This window comes from Marisediminitalea oceani, assembly GCF_003731635.1.
In the GTDB taxonomy this organism is placed as follows: Bacteria; Pseudomonadota; Gammaproteobacteria; order Enterobacterales; family Alteromonadaceae; genus Alteromonas; species Alteromonas oceani.
This window is the reverse complement of record NZ_RCUA01000087.1, coordinates 132,198-149,956: the sequence shown is the minus strand read 5'-3', so window position 1 is coordinate 149,956 and position 17,759 is coordinate 132,198. Positions and strand designations below refer to the sequence as shown.

At 50.5% G+C, this 17,759-nt stretch carries 12 protein-coding genes and 1 pseudogene; 7 read left to right on the top strand and 6 right to left on the bottom strand.

Annotation, left to right across the window (positions count from 1 at the left end):
• The first annotated feature begins 26 nt into the window (after positions 1-26).
• A complete protein-coding gene (locus tag D9T21_RS22175; RefSeq protein WP_123327336.1) occupies positions 27-1,529 on the top strand; it encodes a catalase in 1,503 nt (500 codons plus the stop codon).
• A 68-nt stretch (positions 1,530-1,597) separates the two neighbouring features.
• Here D9T21_RS22175 and D9T21_RS22170 read toward each other — a convergent pair whose 3' ends face one another.
• On the bottom strand, positions 1,598-2,467 hold the full coding sequence (locus D9T21_RS22170) for a glycosyltransferase family 2 protein (protein ID WP_123327335.1): 870 nt from the start codon (positions 2,465-2,467) through the stop codon (positions 1,598-1,600).
• A 334-nt stretch (positions 2,468-2,801) separates the two neighbouring features.
• On the opposite strand from D9T21_RS22170, the gene ggt reads away from it, so the two are divergent.
• The 4 genes from ggt (at position 2,802) to htpX (ending at position 7,352) form a co-directional block, all read left to right on the top strand.
• A complete protein-coding gene (ggt, locus tag D9T21_RS22165; RefSeq protein WP_377907906.1) occupies positions 2,802-4,490 on the top strand; it encodes a gamma-glutamyltransferase in 1,689 nt (562 codons plus the stop codon).
• A gap of 42 nt (positions 4,491-4,532) precedes the next feature.
• Positions 4,533-5,450 (top strand): Dyp-type peroxidase, encoded by a 918-nt coding sequence (locus D9T21_RS22160; RefSeq protein WP_123327334.1) that lies wholly within the window; start codon positions 4,533-4,535, stop codon positions 5,448-5,450.
• Positions 5,451-5,465: 15 nt separating this feature from the next.
• The gene (gene nhaR / locus D9T21_RS22155; RefSeq protein WP_123327333.1) at positions 5,466-6,344 is read left to right on the top strand and encodes a transcriptional activator NhaR; all 879 of its coding nucleotides are present in this window, start codon (positions 5,466-5,468) and stop codon (positions 6,342-6,344) included.
• 129 nt (positions 6,345-6,473) lie between these two features.
• Positions 6,474-7,352: a protease HtpX gene (gene htpX / locus D9T21_RS22150; protein WP_123327332.1), complete on the top strand. Its 879-nt coding sequence runs from the start codon at positions 6,474-6,476 to the stop codon at positions 7,350-7,352.
• 99 nt (positions 7,353-7,451) lie between these two features.
• Here htpX and D9T21_RS22145 read toward each other — a convergent pair whose 3' ends face one another.
• From D9T21_RS22145 to D9T21_RS22130, 4 genes and pseudogenes are all read right to left on the bottom strand, one after another.
• Positions 7,452-7,661, bottom strand: a complete 210-nt coding sequence (locus tag D9T21_RS22145) for a hypothetical protein (protein ID WP_123327331.1) — start codon at positions 7,659-7,661, stop codon at positions 7,452-7,454.
• 16 nt (positions 7,662-7,677) lie between these two features.
• Positions 7,678-8,747, bottom strand: a pseudogene (locus tag D9T21_RS22140) (adenylate/guanylate cyclase domain-containing protein).
• A gap of 30 nt (positions 8,748-8,777) precedes the next feature.
• A complete protein-coding gene (hemL, locus tag D9T21_RS22135; protein WP_123327330.1) occupies positions 8,778-10,058 on the bottom strand; it encodes a glutamate-1-semialdehyde 2,1-aminomutase in 1,281 nt (426 codons plus the stop codon).
• A 7-nt stretch (positions 10,059-10,065) separates the two neighbouring features.
• Positions 10,066-11,076 (bottom strand): aspartate carbamoyltransferase, encoded by a 1,011-nt coding sequence (locus D9T21_RS22130; protein WP_105936234.1) that lies wholly within the window; start codon positions 11,074-11,076, stop codon positions 10,066-10,068.
• A 357-nt stretch (positions 11,077-11,433) separates the two neighbouring features.
• Here D9T21_RS22130 and D9T21_RS22125 point away from each other — a divergent pair, with 357 nt between their 5' ends.
• Complete coding sequence (locus D9T21_RS22125) at positions 11,434-12,123, top strand: DUF2982 domain-containing protein (RefSeq protein WP_123327329.1); 690 nt, start codon at positions 11,434-11,436, stop codon at positions 12,121-12,123.
• On the opposite strand, the gene D9T21_RS22120 is transcribed toward D9T21_RS22125, so the two are convergent.
• The gene (locus D9T21_RS22120) at positions 12,120-15,257 is read right to left on the bottom strand and encodes a hybrid sensor histidine kinase/response regulator (protein ID WP_241155789.1); all 3,138 of its coding nucleotides are present in this window, start codon (positions 15,255-15,257) and stop codon (positions 12,120-12,122) included. The genes D9T21_RS22125 and D9T21_RS22120 overlap by 4 nt on opposite strands.
• A 229-nt stretch (positions 15,258-15,486) precedes the next feature.
• Between D9T21_RS22120 and parC the strand changes: the two genes are divergently transcribed.
• Positions 15,487-17,739, top strand: a complete 2,253-nt coding sequence (gene parC / locus D9T21_RS22115; RefSeq protein WP_123327327.1) for a DNA topoisomerase IV subunit A — start codon at positions 15,487-15,489, stop codon at positions 17,737-17,739.
• Positions 17,740-17,759 lie beyond the last annotated feature (20 nt).

Sequence of the window (17,759 nt, the reverse complement as noted above, 5' to 3'; positions counted from 1 at the left end):
AGGAACTCATAATCAAAGGATAGAAAATGGCTAAAGCACCCAAGCTAACCACCACCGCAGGCGCCCCGGTTTCGTCAAATTCCACTTCAAAAACGGCAGGCAGTCGCGGTCCGGTGCTGCTGGAGGATTATCAGCTAATCGAAAAGCTCGCCCATCAAAATCGTGAGCGTATTCCAGAGCGGGCAGTACACGCAAAGGGATGGGGGCTGCAGGGTACGTTTACCGTTACTCATGACATTACCCAATACACATGCGCCGATTTGTTTTCAGAAATCGGCAAGAAAACCGACGTGTTAAGCCGCTGGTCGACGGTAGCCGGAGAGTCCGGCGCGGCCGATACAGAACGCGATGTGCGTGGATTCAGCCTTAAGTTTTATACTGAAGAGGGCAACTGGGATATGGTGGGTAATAACACGCCCATTTTCTTTATCCGCGATGCCTTTAAGTTTCCTGACTTTATTCGCACCCAGAAACGCCACCCAAAAACTAACCTCAGAAGCCCGGAAGCCATGTTTGATTTCTGGGCGGCTCAGCCCGAATCCGTGCATCAGGTGACGATCTTAATGTCTGACCGCGGTATTCCCAAAAACCCGATGTATATGAATGGCTATGGCTCACATACTTTTAGTATGTGGAATGCTATGGGCGAGCGATTCTGGGTGAAGTTCCATTTTAAAACCCAGCAGGGTCACGAGCATTATACCAATGAAGAGTCCGAGCACATTATTGGCAAAACCCGGGAGTCATATCAGGAAGACCTTATCAACGCCGTTGATGAAGGCAACTACCCCAAGTGGACACTTTACATTCAGGTAATGCCTGAAGAGGAAGCCGGTAATCAGGCCTACAATCCCTTCGATTTAACCAAAGTCTGGCCACACAAAGACTATCCGTTGATTGAGGTAGGTGAGCTGGAAATGCATACCGTACCGGAAAATTATTTTCAGATGATAGAAAATGCCGCCTACAGCCCTTCTAATGTGGTGCCAGGCATTGGGTTTAGTCCGGATAAAATGCTTCAGGCAAGAATCTTCTCTTATGCAGATGCGCACCGGTACAGACTCGGAACGCACTATGAAGCCCTGCCTGCTAATGCACCAAAAAACGCTAAGGTGAATCACTATCACAAAGATGGCGCCATGCGATTCTTTACCAATGATTTTGATAACCCCGATGCCTATTACGAACCTAATCAGCATAGCGGCCCACAAGCGCAGGTGGAAAACCCCGAACCACCGCTGCGTATCGACGGCGACGCCGACCGATACAATCAGGAGGAAGCAGATATTGATTACGTGCAGCCCAGAGCACTGTATGAAATGTTTTCCGACGAACAAAAGGCCCGCTTATACAAAAATTACGCAGCGGCCATGGGGCCATGCTCAGATGGGGTAAAAGAACGCTGGTATGCGGTACTCGAAAAGGTCCACCCGGACTATGCGGCTGGCGTTAGAAAGGCGGTTGAGTCACTGGATACCGATGTGAATACGGTACCGGTAACCGAAGAAACACCGCTGAAAGATAAATAAGTCAGCTAAATGCAAAAAAAGCCCGGTTCACTTCATCAATTGAACCGTGCTTTTTAATGTCTTACGTCTTAAGCGGTTTGCCGCATTTCCTCTGCAACTTCCGGTTGTTCCTCGCAGGGCTGTTCAATAAAAAATTCATCCAGCTCTTCCTCTGATGCCAGGCGGGTAACCCGGATCCCGGCTTGTTCATAATCCGCATTCACATAGCCAAGCTCAGCAAACTTCTCGAAATAGTCGCAGAAGGGATAACAACTCCACTTTTGTTTAAACAGCTCCGCATTGGCAACGAGATCGCACAAGTGATTAAGTGGCGGATCAAAATGCATATGAAATTGTTTAAAGATGTGCCGGCCTGTATTCACTAGTGTAAGACCGGCCTGGCTGCAACGCATGGCAAAATCCACATCGCTGAAGCCATAGCCATCGTAGTCGGTATCAAAGCCACCGAGACGCTCAAAATCATCGCTGGTGATAGCAAATGCCGTGGCATCAAAATGAACAAAAGGAAGTTCTTTGGGCGCCTGAACGGGTATTGCTGCCAGGTCTTGTAAGACACTTTCAGAGACTTCTTCAGCTTTGCACGGCAGGTCAGTTATGTTTGCGGTGGTCACCTTGCCGTTTACCAATGGAGCTGTCATTTCCTGCAGCAGCGTTGCCGGACATATACAGTCTACATCCAGGTAGATAATCTTTGCTGTGGTACAGGCTTCAAAGCCACGATTACTGGCTTTGGCTATGGGTAACTCTGAATGCGTGGTGAAACAATGCTGAATGTCAAAGTGCTCACTGCTTAATAGCGACTCGTCACTGGGCGAGGTCATCCATACAATCACCACCTCTTTGGGGATAACTGAAGAACGCTCAATACTGCTTAGCAAATTAGACAATTGCTGGGTGCGATGCTTCACAATAGTAACGATACTAAATTCTGTGCTCATGGTACTGACTCTCTGCGGTTGGATGTCTCACAAGACAAATTGAAAAAATGGTCCACTAGTACTGCAAGCGAGGGGACAGATTATTAGCTCATAGCAACTCAATTCATTATTACCAACAGCATTGCAAACATGATTCCAATTCGCCTGCGCCCGCTGATGGTTGCGCAGCCCGCGTATTTAAAGGTGTTTGGTTTTTCAGCAAAAAGTGAAGGATTGTAATAATATGTTATCTTAGGCAAAGCATTCACGCCGGGCTGGTAATTCTTACAGACAGCCAGATACTCACAATAACAAGGGTAACGAAATAATAATGATGTTGAGGTTAGTAAAAGGCATGGGAATAAAGCTGACTTGTGTGGTTATGGGGCTGGTGATCTCTGTATCCGCCAGTGCTTATGACAGAATTACCGGCAAACCCTTTGCCAGTCGCTCCGAAGTGATTGCCCGGGAAGGAATGGTGGCAACCAGTCAGCCGCTGGCAACTCAGGTTGGCCTGGATATCCTTAAGCAAGGCGGCAGCGCCATCGATGCAGCCATTGCAGCAAACGCCATGCTAGGCCTTGTCGAGCCCACCGGTAGCGGTATTGGTGGCGATCTGTTTGCGATTGTCTGGGATGCTGAGAGTAAACAGCTATACGGGCTGAATGCGTCAGGACGGTCGCCCAAATCGCTGACTGCTGAAGTATTCTCCGCTGCGGGGCTAACTAAGATTCCATCCTTCGGGCCGTTGCCGGTATCTGTGCCCGGAGCGGTAGATGGCTGGTTTGAGCTGCACAACCGCTTTGGCCGCTTACCCATGACTTCACTGCTGTCGCCGGCAATTCGTTACGCACGTAACGGCTTTCCGATTAGCGAGCTTGTGGCTTATTACTGGCAAATGAATGTTAATCGAATCGGTCATTACCCGGCATTTGCAGCCACTTTTATGCCGGGCGGTAAAGTGCCGCAAAAGGGTGATGTGTTTAAGAATCCGGGGCTGGCTGCGACCTACGAAAAAATCGCTACCGGCGGCCGGGATGCATTTTACAAAGGTGATATTGCCCGGGTGGTTGCGGCTTACATGAAAGAGCAGGGGGGATATTTAAGTTATGAGGACCTGGCTGCTCACACCTCTAACTGGGTGACGCCGGTATCAGCTAATTATCGTGGCTATGATGTCTGGGAGTTACCGCCTAACGGTCAGGGCATTGCGGCGCTGCAGATCCTCAATATTCTGGAACAGTACGATATCGAAGGCATGGGACTGGATTCTGCCGACTATATCCATACCTTTGTTGAAGCAAAAAAACTGGCCTTTGAGGACCGTGCTAAGTACTACGCCGATCCTGCATTTAATGATATCCCGGTAGCACCGCTTATCAGTAAAGAGTATGCCCGGGAGCGCCGTAAACTTATCGATCCGCAAAAGGCGGCCAACCGCTATGATGCTGGCGTTATCGACGGCGACACTGTATATCTCACCGTTGCCGACAGCCGCGGTAATATGGTGTCATTAATTCAGAGTAACTATCGCGGCATGGGATCCGGCATGACCCCGCCAGGGCTGGGCTTTATTCTGCAAAACAGAGGTGAGTTATTTACCCTGGAGCCCGGTCACAGTAACGAATATCAGCCGGGTAAACGTCCCTTTCATACCATTATTCCGGCCATGGTCACGCGCAATAATAAACCCTGGTTAAGCTTTGGCGTTATGGGCGGCGCCACACAACCCCAGATGCATGCGCAAATAATCGTCAACCTTATTGATTTTGGTATGAATTTGCAGGAGGCTGGAGATGCGCCCCGGTTTATTCACAGTGGCTCAAGCAGCCCTACCGGCGCCTTAATGAAAGACGGTGGCTCGATTAGTCTGGAACGTGGCTTTTCGCTGAGCACCGAAAGAGAGTTGCTGGAAAGAGGCCACAAACTGGAAAATATATTGGGGATTTACGGTGGCTATCAAGCGATTATGTATGATGCCGATAAGCAGATATACTATGGAGCATCGGAAAGCCGCAAAGATGGTCAGGCTGCCGGGTATTAAATAACAACACCGGTCGATAACGATAAAAACAACGGGAAGACTATGTCGCAACCACAAAAAGGTATTTGTGCTGAACCCAATCTGCATGCGCAGTACTTGTTGTTCAATGTGATTGACGACGATTCACAGGCAGTCCGTGCCAAGCTGGGCCGGGCTCTGGAAGTGATTGATCATTACGATAATGAACACTATGAAGCCATGGTGTCAGGGATTATTGCCGTGGGCAGTAATTACTGGAGTGAACTTTATCCCGGCCCCATCCCCGTTGAACTTACGCCGTTTCCTGATATGCAAAGTGAAGACCGTGTTGCACCCTCCACGCCCTGCGATCTGTTTATTCAAATCCGCGCTGATCGCATCGATATTTGCTATGCCATTGGCCTGGAGATCATGGAACTACTGCGGATCCACGTAGAGCTGGTGGAACAGATACAGGGCTTCCGCTATCTGGACGGTCGCGATCTTAATGGCTATTTGTACGCCCAGGACAATCCCCGGGGCCTGCAGCGAGCCAAAGTTGCGGTTATCGAAGACGATGACAACGGCTTTGCCGGTGGCAGCTATGTGCATGTACAGCGCTTCAGGCACGATTTACGCCGTTGGTTGAGCCTGTCTGAACGCCAGCAGGAACAAATCATGGGCACAACCAAAGAGCATAACCTGCCCAGTGTAGAGTGTAATCCTTCCTCTCATAGCGTCAGGGCCAGTATTATTGCTACCGAGCAGGGTAAGGCGGACTTGCTCAAGCAGGGCATGCCTTACGGCGATATGACATCGCAGGGTATGTTTTCGGTTATCTGTTCTGCCAGCTCACAACCCTTTAAACGAATGTTACACAGTCAGGTATACGGCAGTGGCGACGGCGAGTACGATCGCTGGCTGGACTATACCGCTGCCGAGACAGGCTGCGCTTTTTTCGCACCGTCCATCGCGTTTATTAAAGCCCAGGCCAAGCTCTGATCACGCCACCTGCCCATGACGCCAATTAACTACAATCAGCTGTATTACTTTTATATGGTGGCCGAGCACGGCTCTATTGCCCGGGTTAGCGAATTACTGCATATCACACCGCAAACTATCAGTGGCCAGATAAGTGCTTTGGAAGACACCATTGGCGCATCGTTATTCACCCGCCAATCCCGGCGACTGATACCCACCGAGCTGGGGATACTGGTGCAGGGCTACGCGGCAGACATTTTTCAGCTCGGAGAAGAACTCAAGTCGGTGCTTAATCAGCAGCACAACCAGTGGCAGAGCTTTACCGTGGGGATCACCGATGTGCTGCCCAAAACCCTGGTCTACGAAATGCTTAAGCCGGTCTTACAGTTACCGGTAAAACTGGTGTGCCGGGAGGGAGAATTGACCTCATTGCTCGGCGAACTGGCGGTTAACCGTCTGGATATGGTGTTATCCGACCAGCCCATTCAAACCGGCAGTCACATTAAGGCATACAGCCATTTAATCACCGAGTCGCCCATGGCTGTGTATGCCGCCGCCGATAAATACGACACACTAACTCAGGACTTTCCCCGCTCATTGCATAACGCCCCTTTTCTGCTGCAAGGCAAAAAGTCGCTAATTCGACAACAGTTGTTAGGCTGGTTCAGCACCCAGGATATTCAGCCTGATATCACGGCTGAGTTTGACGACAGCGCGCTGATGCTGGCTTTTGCCCAGGAAGGGCTGGGCGCGTTTTCTGCCCCCTTGCTGCTGGCACCTCAACTGGAAAAGCAATTTGGCTTGCTTAAAGTCGGTGTTATCAACCGTGTTACCGAGCAGCTCTACGCGATCTCCCCAGAGCGCAAACTCACTCACCCTGCCGTTCTGCAACTGGTAAAAGCCCTGCGTAGCTGATACCAGCATCTGGTGTTTTTGATCAGTTTTTATCTGACTAAATGTAAGTTATATACGATTTTAACTTACAGTGTATGACCCTATATAATGCACAGTGTTAATTTTCGTTTCTTGTTTAGCGAGGCTTTTATGAAACGTGTAGTGCTGTTTTTGATCACAAACCTGGCCGTGGTACTGGTACTCGGGATTGTGCTCAGTGTGGTGTTTGCCGTGCTGGGTATTAACAGCCAGAGTATGGGTGGCTTACTGATATTTGCTGCTGTATTTGGTTTTGGTGGTTCGTTTATTTCACTGTTAATGTCTAAGTGGCTGGCAAAGCGCTCAACCGGCGCTGTTGTTATAGAACGGCCGCGAAATGCGACTGAACAATGGCTGCTGGAAACCGTAAAACGCCAGGCCCAGAAAGCCGGTATCGGCATGCCGGAAGTGGCGGTTTATGACTCGCCGGAAATCAATGCTTTTGCCACTGGTGCCAATCGCAATAACGCGTTGGTTGCAGTGTCCACAGGCTTGCTGCAAAACATGACGCAGGAAGAAGCTGAGGCGGTACTGGCCCACGAGGTATCTCATGTGGCCAATGGCGATATGATTACCCTGGCGCTTATTCAGGGCGTGGTAAACACCTTCGTAATTTTCCTGGCCCGGGTGGTTGCAGGCTTAATCAGCAATCTGATGCAAAACGATGAAGATGGTGAGGTAGTGGGCGGTTTCGCTTATATGTTCACGGTTATCATTCTGGAAGTGATTTTTGGTGCGCTGGCCAGTGTGGTGGTGTTCTGGTTCTCTCGTCAACGTGAGTTCCGTGCTGATGCGGGTTCCGCTTCATTAGTGGGTAAACAAAAAATGATTGCGGCACTGGAGCGACTCAAGTCTAACCGGGAAAGCGAACTGGAAGGCACCATGATGGCTTTCGGTATTGCCGGTAAACGCAGTTTCTCAGAGCTGTTTATGAGTCACCCGCCGCTGGAACAGCGGATCCAGGCGCTGCGCTCTACTGAGCATGTTTAATCAGTAACCCAACCAGCGCTACCCGGTGATGGTTGAATGCTTTGGCCGGACGGGCTTCCACTTCCCGTCTGGCTTTTTTATTGGTCTTGCACGAACAGCTTATTTTGCCGCAGCCTGATCAGGTTTATTAAGCAGGTAGATAAGATACACAATCGCTACAATCGGCACGAAGACAGAAATACCCAGAGACAGCGCGGTCAGTATGGGTTTGTCTGTTTTGCGTTTACCTAAAATAAACCCCACCACGGTCATGATGATAGCCACGGGGATAAGCCATTGAAAAATTGTCTGTATATCGTAATTACTCACTTCGGCTTCCTGTTGGTTAATGTGCTACAGCGCCATCCCAGTCGTCCGGGAGGTCAGTGTGCATCAGAGTTTCAATGGTATGAATGTGATGATGCAGCAATCGATCGTCGGGGGCTATCAGCAAAGCCTTATTGAAATGGCTGAGCGCTTCCTGCCAGTCTCTGGTAATACGGCAAGCCAGGCCATCACGAATATAGGGCGCCACGATAAGTTTTTGTTTACGGGCATCCTCACTCAGGTGGTTAAGTACTTCATAAACCCTAACCGGAGCCTGCCTTTAACCCTGACCACATCCAGCACCCGGCAGTCTATTTGCTGTTTATGGCTAATGGCTTTGAGTGTCTGCGAACTGATAACAATATCGGCGTGATACTTCGGCGCCAGGCCTTCAAGACGAAAGGCGATATTCACGCTGTCGCCAATCACAGTGGTGTCCATTCGGTCATCGCTGCCCACAGTGCCCAGAATAACCGGGCCAATATGAACGCCTACGCCAACCCGAATGCCTTCATAGCCGGATTTAGCCCGGTGGCTGTTATACACGCTGAGGGCTTTTTGCAGGTCGAGCGCTGCATTCACCGCATCGGTGGCTTTGTCGGTGCCAGTGCCGCCGGGGTGGTCAAACAGGGCCATAATGGCGTCGCCGATAAATTTGTCGATGAAGCCGCCGTTCTGGTGAATGGGGTCATTCATGCGCAAAAAATAGGAATTCAGGAAGTTCATTAACTCCTGGGGTTTCATTTTCTCCGACAGGCCGGTGAACCCCCGAATGTCACAGAACAGGATGGCAACTTCGTCTTCGTCGGCGCGGCCGAGTTCGAGGGTGTCGATACCATGTTTGGCAAAGTGGTCGACAAACTGTTTCGGTACAAATTTCTGGAAAGTCTGATTCAGCCGCATGGCTTCATCTGCCTTTTCCAGAAAACGTTGTTCGCTATCGTCGTTCCGAATGACCGGTTCAGGAATAACGCGGGTCGCCGCCCGGGCGATACGCCGGGTTACCCGTTTCTGTCTGATAAGCAGCAGGGTTACAATCCCGGCATAGAGTACCGTTACGCACACAAAGGCTGTGTAAAGCAGCGTCATCCCTGCATTGTTCCTGACCCGCCCGTTAACTTAAAGGTTGGCAAACACTTTGCGCGCCGCTTCAAGTGTAGCGTCGACAATGTCCTGCGTATGCATTTTAGACACAAAGCCCGCCTCATAAGAGGCCGGAGCCAAATAAACACCTTCGTCGAGCATGCCGTGATAAAACTGCTTAAAGCGCTCCTGATTGCAGTTAATTGCCTGCTGATAGTTCACAACCTTATCTACGTCGGTGAAAAACAGGCCGAACATTGAACCGGCGTGGTTGGTGGTAAACGGGATACCATGTTCATCAGCGATAGCCTGAAATCCTTCAACCAGCGCCTTGGTGCTGTTGAAGATAGGTTCGTAAAGGCCAGGCTCAGCAATTTGTTCCATTGCTGCCAGACCCGCCGCCATGGCGATAGGGTTGCCTGATAAGGTACCCGCCTGATAGATAGGGCCGGTTGGCGCAATATGGGTGAGGATGGACTTTTTACCGCCAAATGCACCCACCGGCATACCGCCACCAATGACTTTGCCCAGGCAAGTCAGGTCGGGAGTCACGCCATAGCGCTCCTGCGCGCCGCCACGACTAACCCGAAAACCAGTCATCACCTCGTCAAAAATCAGTACCGCGCCGTGTTCGTCACAAATATCGCGCAGGCCTTGCAAAAAGCCATCGACAGGAGGAATACAGTTCATGTTGCCGGCAACCGGCTCAACAATAATACAGGCAATATCGTCGCCCACTTCAGCAAACACCTGCTTAACGCTATCGAGGTTATTGTATTCAACGGTTAAGGTGTGCTGTGCTACGTCGGCTGGTACGCCCGGAGAGCTCGGTACGCCAAGGGTCAGGGCGCCGGAGCCGGCTTTTACCAGCAGGGAATCGGCGTGGCCATGATAGCAGCCTTCAAATTTCACCAGCTTATTTTTGCCGGTGTAACCACGCGCCAGACGAATGGCTGACATTGTGGCTTCGGTGCCTGAGTTCACCATTCTGACCATTTCCATGGATGGCACTATCTCACGCACTTTTTCGGCCATAATAATTTCGGCTTCAGTGGGCGCACCGAAGCTTAAACCCGAAGCCGCGGCATGGATTACCGCTTCGCGGATTTTGTCATTGTTATGGCCCAGTACCATAGGACCCCATGATTGCACATAGTCAATGTATCGCTTGCCATCCACATCATAGATATACGGGCCGTCAGCCTTTTCAATAAAGCGCGGTGTTCCGCCGACTGCTTTAAAGGCTCGCACAGGTGAATTTACGCCACCGGGAATAGAAAGTTGGGCGCGCTCAAATAGTTGTTCGGATCGTTGCATAATGTTTTTAGCTCTTATTGCTATACCAGATGACAGGCTTTTCGTATTGACTCACCAGATTTTCCACGCCGAGCGTGAGAGCGAATAACGCCATGCGCACTAAAACGCCGTTGTCGGTTTGTCTGAAAATCGCCAGATTAGGGTTGAGATTGAGGTCGTTATCCAGCTCGTTAGCCTCTGTACGGGAATCCCTCGGTAACGGATGCATAATAACGGTTTTAGATTGAAAATGCCGGGTGTAAATCGACTGATTTAAACGGAATTTTCCGCGGTATTTATTGGCTTCATCCTGCGAAGGGAAGCGCTCTTCCTGAATACGGGTCTGATAACAAATATCGGCGTCCATATTCCCTTCCAGCTGGTCGGTAACTTGTAACGAGTGGCCGGCATTTTCAATAGCTTCCAGAATATAGTCCGGCATCGCCAGTTCTTTAGGAGAAATCAGGGTAAAACGAACGTTCTTGAATAAACACAGCAGTTTAGACAAGGAGTGCACGGTTCGCCCGTAACGTAAATCACCAATCATGGCGATATGCAGACCATCAATGGTTTTGTTATTAAACTGCAGTTCACGCTTAATGGTAAACAGATCAAGTAAGGCCTGGGTGGGATGCTCATTGGCGCCGTCACCGCCGTTTAACACCGGTACCCGGCTGCCTTGGGCAAATTCAGCAACCGATCCGGCAGCCGGATGGCGCATGGCAATAATGTCGGAGTAGCCGCTAAGTACCCGGGCAGTGTCGTACAGGGATTCTCCTTTAGCCAGCGCAGAGTTTGCCATGCCCGTGGTTTCCCGCACTTCACCGCCGAGCAGGTTAAAGGCAGTCCCAAAGCTCACCCGGGTTCGGGTACTGGGTTCAAAAAACAGGTTACCCAGAATTGCGCCATCAAGAACAGTGGTTCTCTTTTGACGCTTGGCGTAAGGTTCCATGCTTTGGGCGACACTAAAGACCAGTTCTATCGCATCACGATCGAACTGAGAGACAGAAAGAATATGATTACCGGTGAAACTCGACATAGATTTAGCTGCGGCCTCATTGATTTGTGGCTAGTGTAGCAAAAATCGCTAACTGCCGTGCGGATTATCGTTGCGCGGGATCATATCCCTGTGCGTAAATATTGCCAAGATTGGCGTGCTAAATATATTCCCTCAGCGTTGCAACCGGGGCATGATAAACTATTTACTCAAACCCGTCGTTTAAATGAACAGTACCGCGTATGCCTGAGCCCAACAAAATGACGAATCAGAGCCAGACTGAGTCCTCCGCGAAGGGGAGTAAAAACAAGGCCGGCTGGTGGTCAACGAACTGCCCGTTTTGTAAACGTATGCGGCTCTATGTGATTTGGACAATATTAATGTTTGTGGTGTATTTCTATGTCTTCCAGCGATGATTACATTTTTATCCGCTCTACAGCCAAGCGCAACGGCCTGACCACGCTTCTGATTGGCGTAGCCGTATTGCTGATTGCTTCAGTGGCGTTGAGCCTGAGCCCTGACTGGTTGTTTCTACCCCTCATCTTTGCCATAAGTGGCGGCATTGTGACCATATTAGTGGGCTGGTTTAAATTACGGGAGCCGCCGCATAGTCTGGCTATCGGCCGCGATAAAGTAAGCTACCAGCATCGCTGCGGACAATGGCATATAGCCTGGGACGATATCCAGCGGGTGGATTGCCCCCGTGTGAGTCGCGGGCTTGACCATGACACTCTGGAACTGGTGGGCTTTAAATTAAAACGGTACGACGATTTTTTAACCACCATCTCGCCACGTCTGGCCTCCCACATCATTATTGAGCAAAGGCCATTGATGGTTCACGCACAGGACAAGTCCTGCTCGACTGGCGGCTGCTACAGCAGCAGTTTGTTTGAAGATAAACCCTTCGTATTGGAAAACGGTGAGACCTTAACTGGTATTAAGGCAATTCTGGCTAATCGCATGACAGCGGTAAGAAGTGCGCTGGGCTATGACGTGTTTATTTCCGCCAGCGAATTAGACCGTGAGCCGGGCGAGTTTGTCGGGCTGTTACGTGAATGCCAGGTAGCGCGTTTACGAGAACAGGCTTAGTGGGAATTAAAGGCGCCGTTGTCCTGAATAAACTTGTCAGCCTGGGCAGCCGCGATTTCACATTCCAGAATGATGGTCGGCAGCATTTCTGCCACTTCATAATGATTGCCCAGTTTCAGGGCTGATTCCATCTCGTTAGCCAACGCCTGAAGTTTAGGTACCCCAGTGTAGCAACAGGCACCATGGAGGCGGTGGATCTCATCCTGGACGCCCTTGTAATGGCGGGCATCCCATTCACTTCTGATGACTTCTGCCGCTTGCGGTAAATGAGCAATAAACTCACGGAGCAGTTCCATCGCCAAATCCCGATTCTGATTAGCACGCTTAAGGGCCAGCTGCCAGTCGAGCGTTGGCAGCGCCATGGCACTGCTGTCCACGCCCTGACACCAGCGTTTAATCAGTGTGATAAGCGTGGAAAACTCAATGGGCTTGGGCAGATAATCTTCCATGCCGGATGATAGCAGGCGTTCCTGCTCTTCCTTAAATGCATGGGCGGTAACGGCAATAATTGGCGTTCCGGCGTTAAGCGGCGTCTTACGGATGTGGCGGGTAGCCTGAATGCCATCCATTCCCGGCATCTGAACGTCCATCAGAATCAAATCAAACTCTTCATTTTTACAGCGATTCACTGAGTCCTGACCACTGGTGGACAAGGTGAGTTGCACCGGCGAATCAGCCAGCCAGGTATCCAGCAGTTTCAGGTTCATGTCCATATCGTCCACCGCCAGGATACGGGCTTTGGGCAATGTGTTGAGCTTACTCTGCTGGGAAGAGACTTTTTCTTTAATGTTACCGTGAACAATCCCCTCAAGCTTGGTAATGGTGAGTGGCATTCTGACCTGGGCCTCAAAATCCTCGATGTAGGCAGGAAAGTCGGTCAGCGGCTCGTCACCGGAGTACCAGAGGATTCGCTTATCGGCGTTAAATACGCACAAGGCTTCGAGCATTTGCTCACGAGCGGCTTTTTTCAGCGTTGGCAGGGTGGCAAACAGGTAATCAAACTCTTCTTCAATAGACGTCAGGTGAGCAATAGACTCTACGCAATATACCCTGGCCCCCAGACTAATCATCATTTGCGCGCTGGCGCGGCGACTCTCCGGATGCGGGTCAAAAATTAATACCCGCTTGTTAAGCCACTCAGGTAATGGTGACAGCGCATAGCGCTGGCTTAACTGGTTGGTTCGTAGCACAACGGTAAAGGTACTGCCTTGTCCCGGTGAGGTTTTGAGCGTCAGGTGGCCACGCATTAACTTGACCAGCTCCTGACAGATCACCAGGCCCAGGCCGGTTCCCTGGTAGCTACGGTTAAGCGCGTCATCGATTTGGGAAAACGCGCTGAACAGTTTGTTCTTATCCTTGCGACTGATACCAATACCGGTATCCTCGATCTTAATTTCCAGCTCATGAATTCCGTGTTGCAGTGCCTTACCTTCTACGGCCAGTTTAATATAGCCCGAGGAGGTAAATTTGAGGGCGTTACTTAGCAGGTTGTTAAGGATTTGCCGGATACGGAATACGTCGCCAATCAGCTTTTCCGGTAACGGGCCCAGTTCAAGAATAAACTCCAGTCCTTTCATATGTGCCGACTTCGACATTATGGTGACCATCTCTTCAATCAAAGAGTTGGGGGAGAATGGCTGATTATTAATTTGCAGTTTACCGGCTTCGATTTTTGAGAAATCCAGTACGTCATTAACAATGGTGAGCAGGTTGTCGGCCGCAGTGTTGATGATCCGCACCTGTTCCATTTTATCCACTGGCAGGGTCAGGTTAGTGAGTTCTTTACTGAAACCCAGAATGGCGTTCAGAGGTGTGCGGATTTCGTGACTCATGTTGGCCAGAAATTGTGACTTAACATTACTGGCTTTAATGGCGTCTTTACGGGCGATGTCGAGCCGGGCGTTTTGCTCTTCTATCAGCTCCATATTGTGGCGTAGTTCGTCGGTGGCCTGGCTGACTTCGTTCTCAAGCTGGCTGCGGCTTTTCTCCATCAGGGCTATTGAAAACAGGCCTGCCTCACAGAATACCGCCACCTGAAAACAATAGGTGGTAAGCAGGTTCGACGGCAAAATACCCACCAGGCTGAGCATGCCAACAATGGCGCCGGTGGCCAGAATACCCCAGGCGAAAATAAAGTAGCGCGCTGGTCGGTAGCGTTTACCGTAGGCTTCAAACCCCGCTGCGATGTAACTGGTAATCGACAACATACCAATGCCATACACCAGATTATGCTCCCATACCGGTGGGAAGATATCGACCAGCGTAGCCAGCCCCATAATGGCCTGCAACCATAAGAAAGCCACAACCACCGGATGCATGGACGGTGAATTGGTTTTGGTTTCCAGAAATATCAGTGAGAAAATACCGGAACTGATACCTATCAATGAGAATATCAGCGACGTATACGGAGACAGCAGCGGTGACAACGTATCGGAGAAGAAAAAGTCGATATGACCGCCCCATACAAATTGCCAGACCAGTACGGTAACGATATAAGCCACATAGGCAATCAGGCTTGGCTCACGGGAACCAAAATAGAGCACCAGATTGTAGATGGCCAGAATGAACAGTCCGCCATAAAACAGACCCCAGATAAGGTTATCTACCTGGCTGATACGAATTTCGGCCGCCTCAGACATTACATAAATCGGTGCAATCAGGCTGGAAGAATCGCTTTGTACGCGAATAAACAGTTCGGCTTCTTCACCAATGGGAATGCTGGTGTTAAAAGTCGGTACGCGGTAAAGCTGTTCGCGTTGCAGCTTGCCCTGGTGGCTCTGTGATACCACCTCATTGTTAATTACCAGGTAGAAATCAACCGTATCGAGCTGACTGAAGTTTAATGAGAAGACCCAGTCGGTGTTGTGTGAAAGGTTGGACAGCTCGGCATGCAGCCACAGACCTTTATCGCTGAAACCATAGTTGGGATTATTGTCGGCCTGGTAAATAAATTCGTGGCGACGTTTGAGAATTTCACTGATGGTAAAGGGCGAGGACTGCTCATGCTGAATAGCGAAGTTATCGGCCAGCAGTTGGGTTTGTTCCCCTTCATACAGATGCACACCGGCGTGCGCTGGCAGGCTGAGCCAGGTAAGCAGGAGTAACCAGCGGATAACGGAGAATTTGCCGATCAAAATGAGTGCGCCTTTAAATACAGATGGCGGTTGCCGAACGCTTATTAAACCCTAACTTTGGCTCGTCTGCAAAAGCTTGATTGAATAAGGATTAATCTGCCCGGGGTGACACAGATGATCTATTGCGCTTCATGGCGGATTCACTCACAATGGGGTGAGAATCATTGCGGCAACTCACACTCCCCCGGCGGATTGGTGTAAATAATAAGACGAGAATAAAACAGTACCCATGAGCGACGAAATTACCATTAACCAAGACGGTGTCGAACAGCTCCCCATTCGACGATTTACTGAAGACGCTTATCTGAATTACTCCATGTATGTCATCATGGACCGTGCCTTACCCAATATTGGTGACGGGCTCAAACCCGTACAGCGGCGGATTATTTATGCGATGTCCGATCTGGGCCTGAGCTCCACGGCAAAGTACAAAAAGTCAGCCCGTACCGTGGGTGATGTACTGGGTAAATTTCATCCCCATGGTGATTCTGCGTGTTACGAAGCTATGGTCCTCATGGCTCAGCCTTTCTCCTATCGCTATCCGTTGGTCGACGGGCAGGGCAACTGGGGAGCGCCAGACGATCCTAAGTCATTTGCTGCCATGCGTTATACCGAGGCGCGGCTGTCTAAATTCAGTGAAGTACTGTTGTCAGAACTGGGCCAGGGAACCGTTGACTGGATCCCTAACTTTGACGGCACGCTGAACGAGCCGCAGGTGCTGCCAGCGCGATTACCGCACATCCTGCTTAACGGGGTAACCGGTATTGCCGTGGGGATGGCCACCGATATTCCGCCGCACAATGTGCGTGAAGTCGCTAATGCCTGTGCCAGATTACTGGATAACAACAAAACCGAGCTAAATGAATTACTCGAGGATATTCAGGGGCCGGACTATCCCACTGATGCCGAAATTATTACCCCGCGCAGTGATATTCGTAAGCTCTACGAAACCGGGCGCGGCAGCATTAAGATGCGCGCTAAGTATCATGAAGAAAATGGCGATGTGGTTATTACCGCCCTGCCGCATCAGTCTTCCGGTGCGAAAATTCTGGAACAGATTGCCGGTCAGATGCAGGCTAAAAAGTTACCCATGGTCAGCGATTTGCGCGATGAATCAGATCATGAAAATCCCACCCGGCTGGTGGTTGTGCCACGGTCTAACCGGGTCGATACCGAACAATTGATGCAGCATCTGTTTGCCACCACCGATCTGGAAAAAAGCTACCGGGTTAACCTGAATATGATTGGCCTGGATGGCCGGCCTCAGGTCAAGGATTTGCGGACTATCCTGAGTGAGTGGCTGGTATTCAGAAAAGATACTGTCACCCGTCGATTACAATTCCGCCTGGATAAAGTGCTGGCTCGCCTGCATATTCTTGAAGGTTTAATGATTGCCTTTTTGAATATTGATGAGGTAATTGAAATTATCCGCTTCCACGATGAACCCAAAGCGGAGTTAATGCGCCGCTTTAGTCTGAGTGACAAGCAGGCCGAAGCGATTCTGGAACTAAAACTGCGTCACCTTGCCAAGCTCGAAGAAATGAAAATTCGGGGTGAGCAGGAAGAGTTGGAAAAAGAGCGCGACCATCTGCAGCAGTTACTCGGCTCCGATCGCCGTTTAAAAACGCTGATTAAGAAAGAAATTCTCCAGGATGCAGAAACCTATGGTGACGACCGCCGTTCTCCTATCGTTGAGCGAGCGGAAGCTAAGGCACTGAGCGAGAAAGAACTGGTGCCCAGTGAAGCCGTTACAGTAGTGCTATCTGAAAAAGGCTGGGCACGGTGCGCCAAAGGGCACGATATTGATGCTGAGGCCTTAAGTTATAAGTCGGGCGATAAGTACCTTGCCAGTGCGCAGGGGCGCAGTAATCAGCCAGTGGTATTTCTCGATACTTCCGGACGGGCATTCTCCTGTGATGCGCATGGCTTGCCATCGGCCCGAAGTCAGGGTGAGCCGCTGACCGGTCGCTTCAGTGTGGTGGCCGGGGAGCAGTTTAGCCATGTAGTAATGGGCGCAGACGACGGAAAGTACCTGATGGCCTCCGACGCTGGCTACGGTTTCGTTGGCACCTTTGCTGATATGATCAGTAAAAACAAAGCGGGTAAAGCCTACCTGAACCTGCCGACTGGTGCCAAAGTGCTCGCCCCGCAGCGGGTGGATAACCTGGAGACCGACTGGTGCATGGCTATTTCAAACGAAGGTCGTATGTTGCTGTTTCCATTACGGGATTTGCCGAGCCTGGGTAAAGGTAAGGGTAACAAGCTTATCAGTATCCCATCGGCCAAAGCGCAAACCCACGAAGAGTATGTCAAAGTGCTTTCGGTCGTTCCGGAAGGCGCGGCAGTTAAAATTACTGCGGGCAAACGAAGTATGACCCTTAGCGCGGACGATCTGGCGCACTACCAGGGCGAGCGCGGTCGTCGCGGTAATAAGCTCCCCCGCGGGTTACAGCGCGTTGACCAGGTCGACATCGAAATCTAACTGTTATTTAGCGCCCTCGC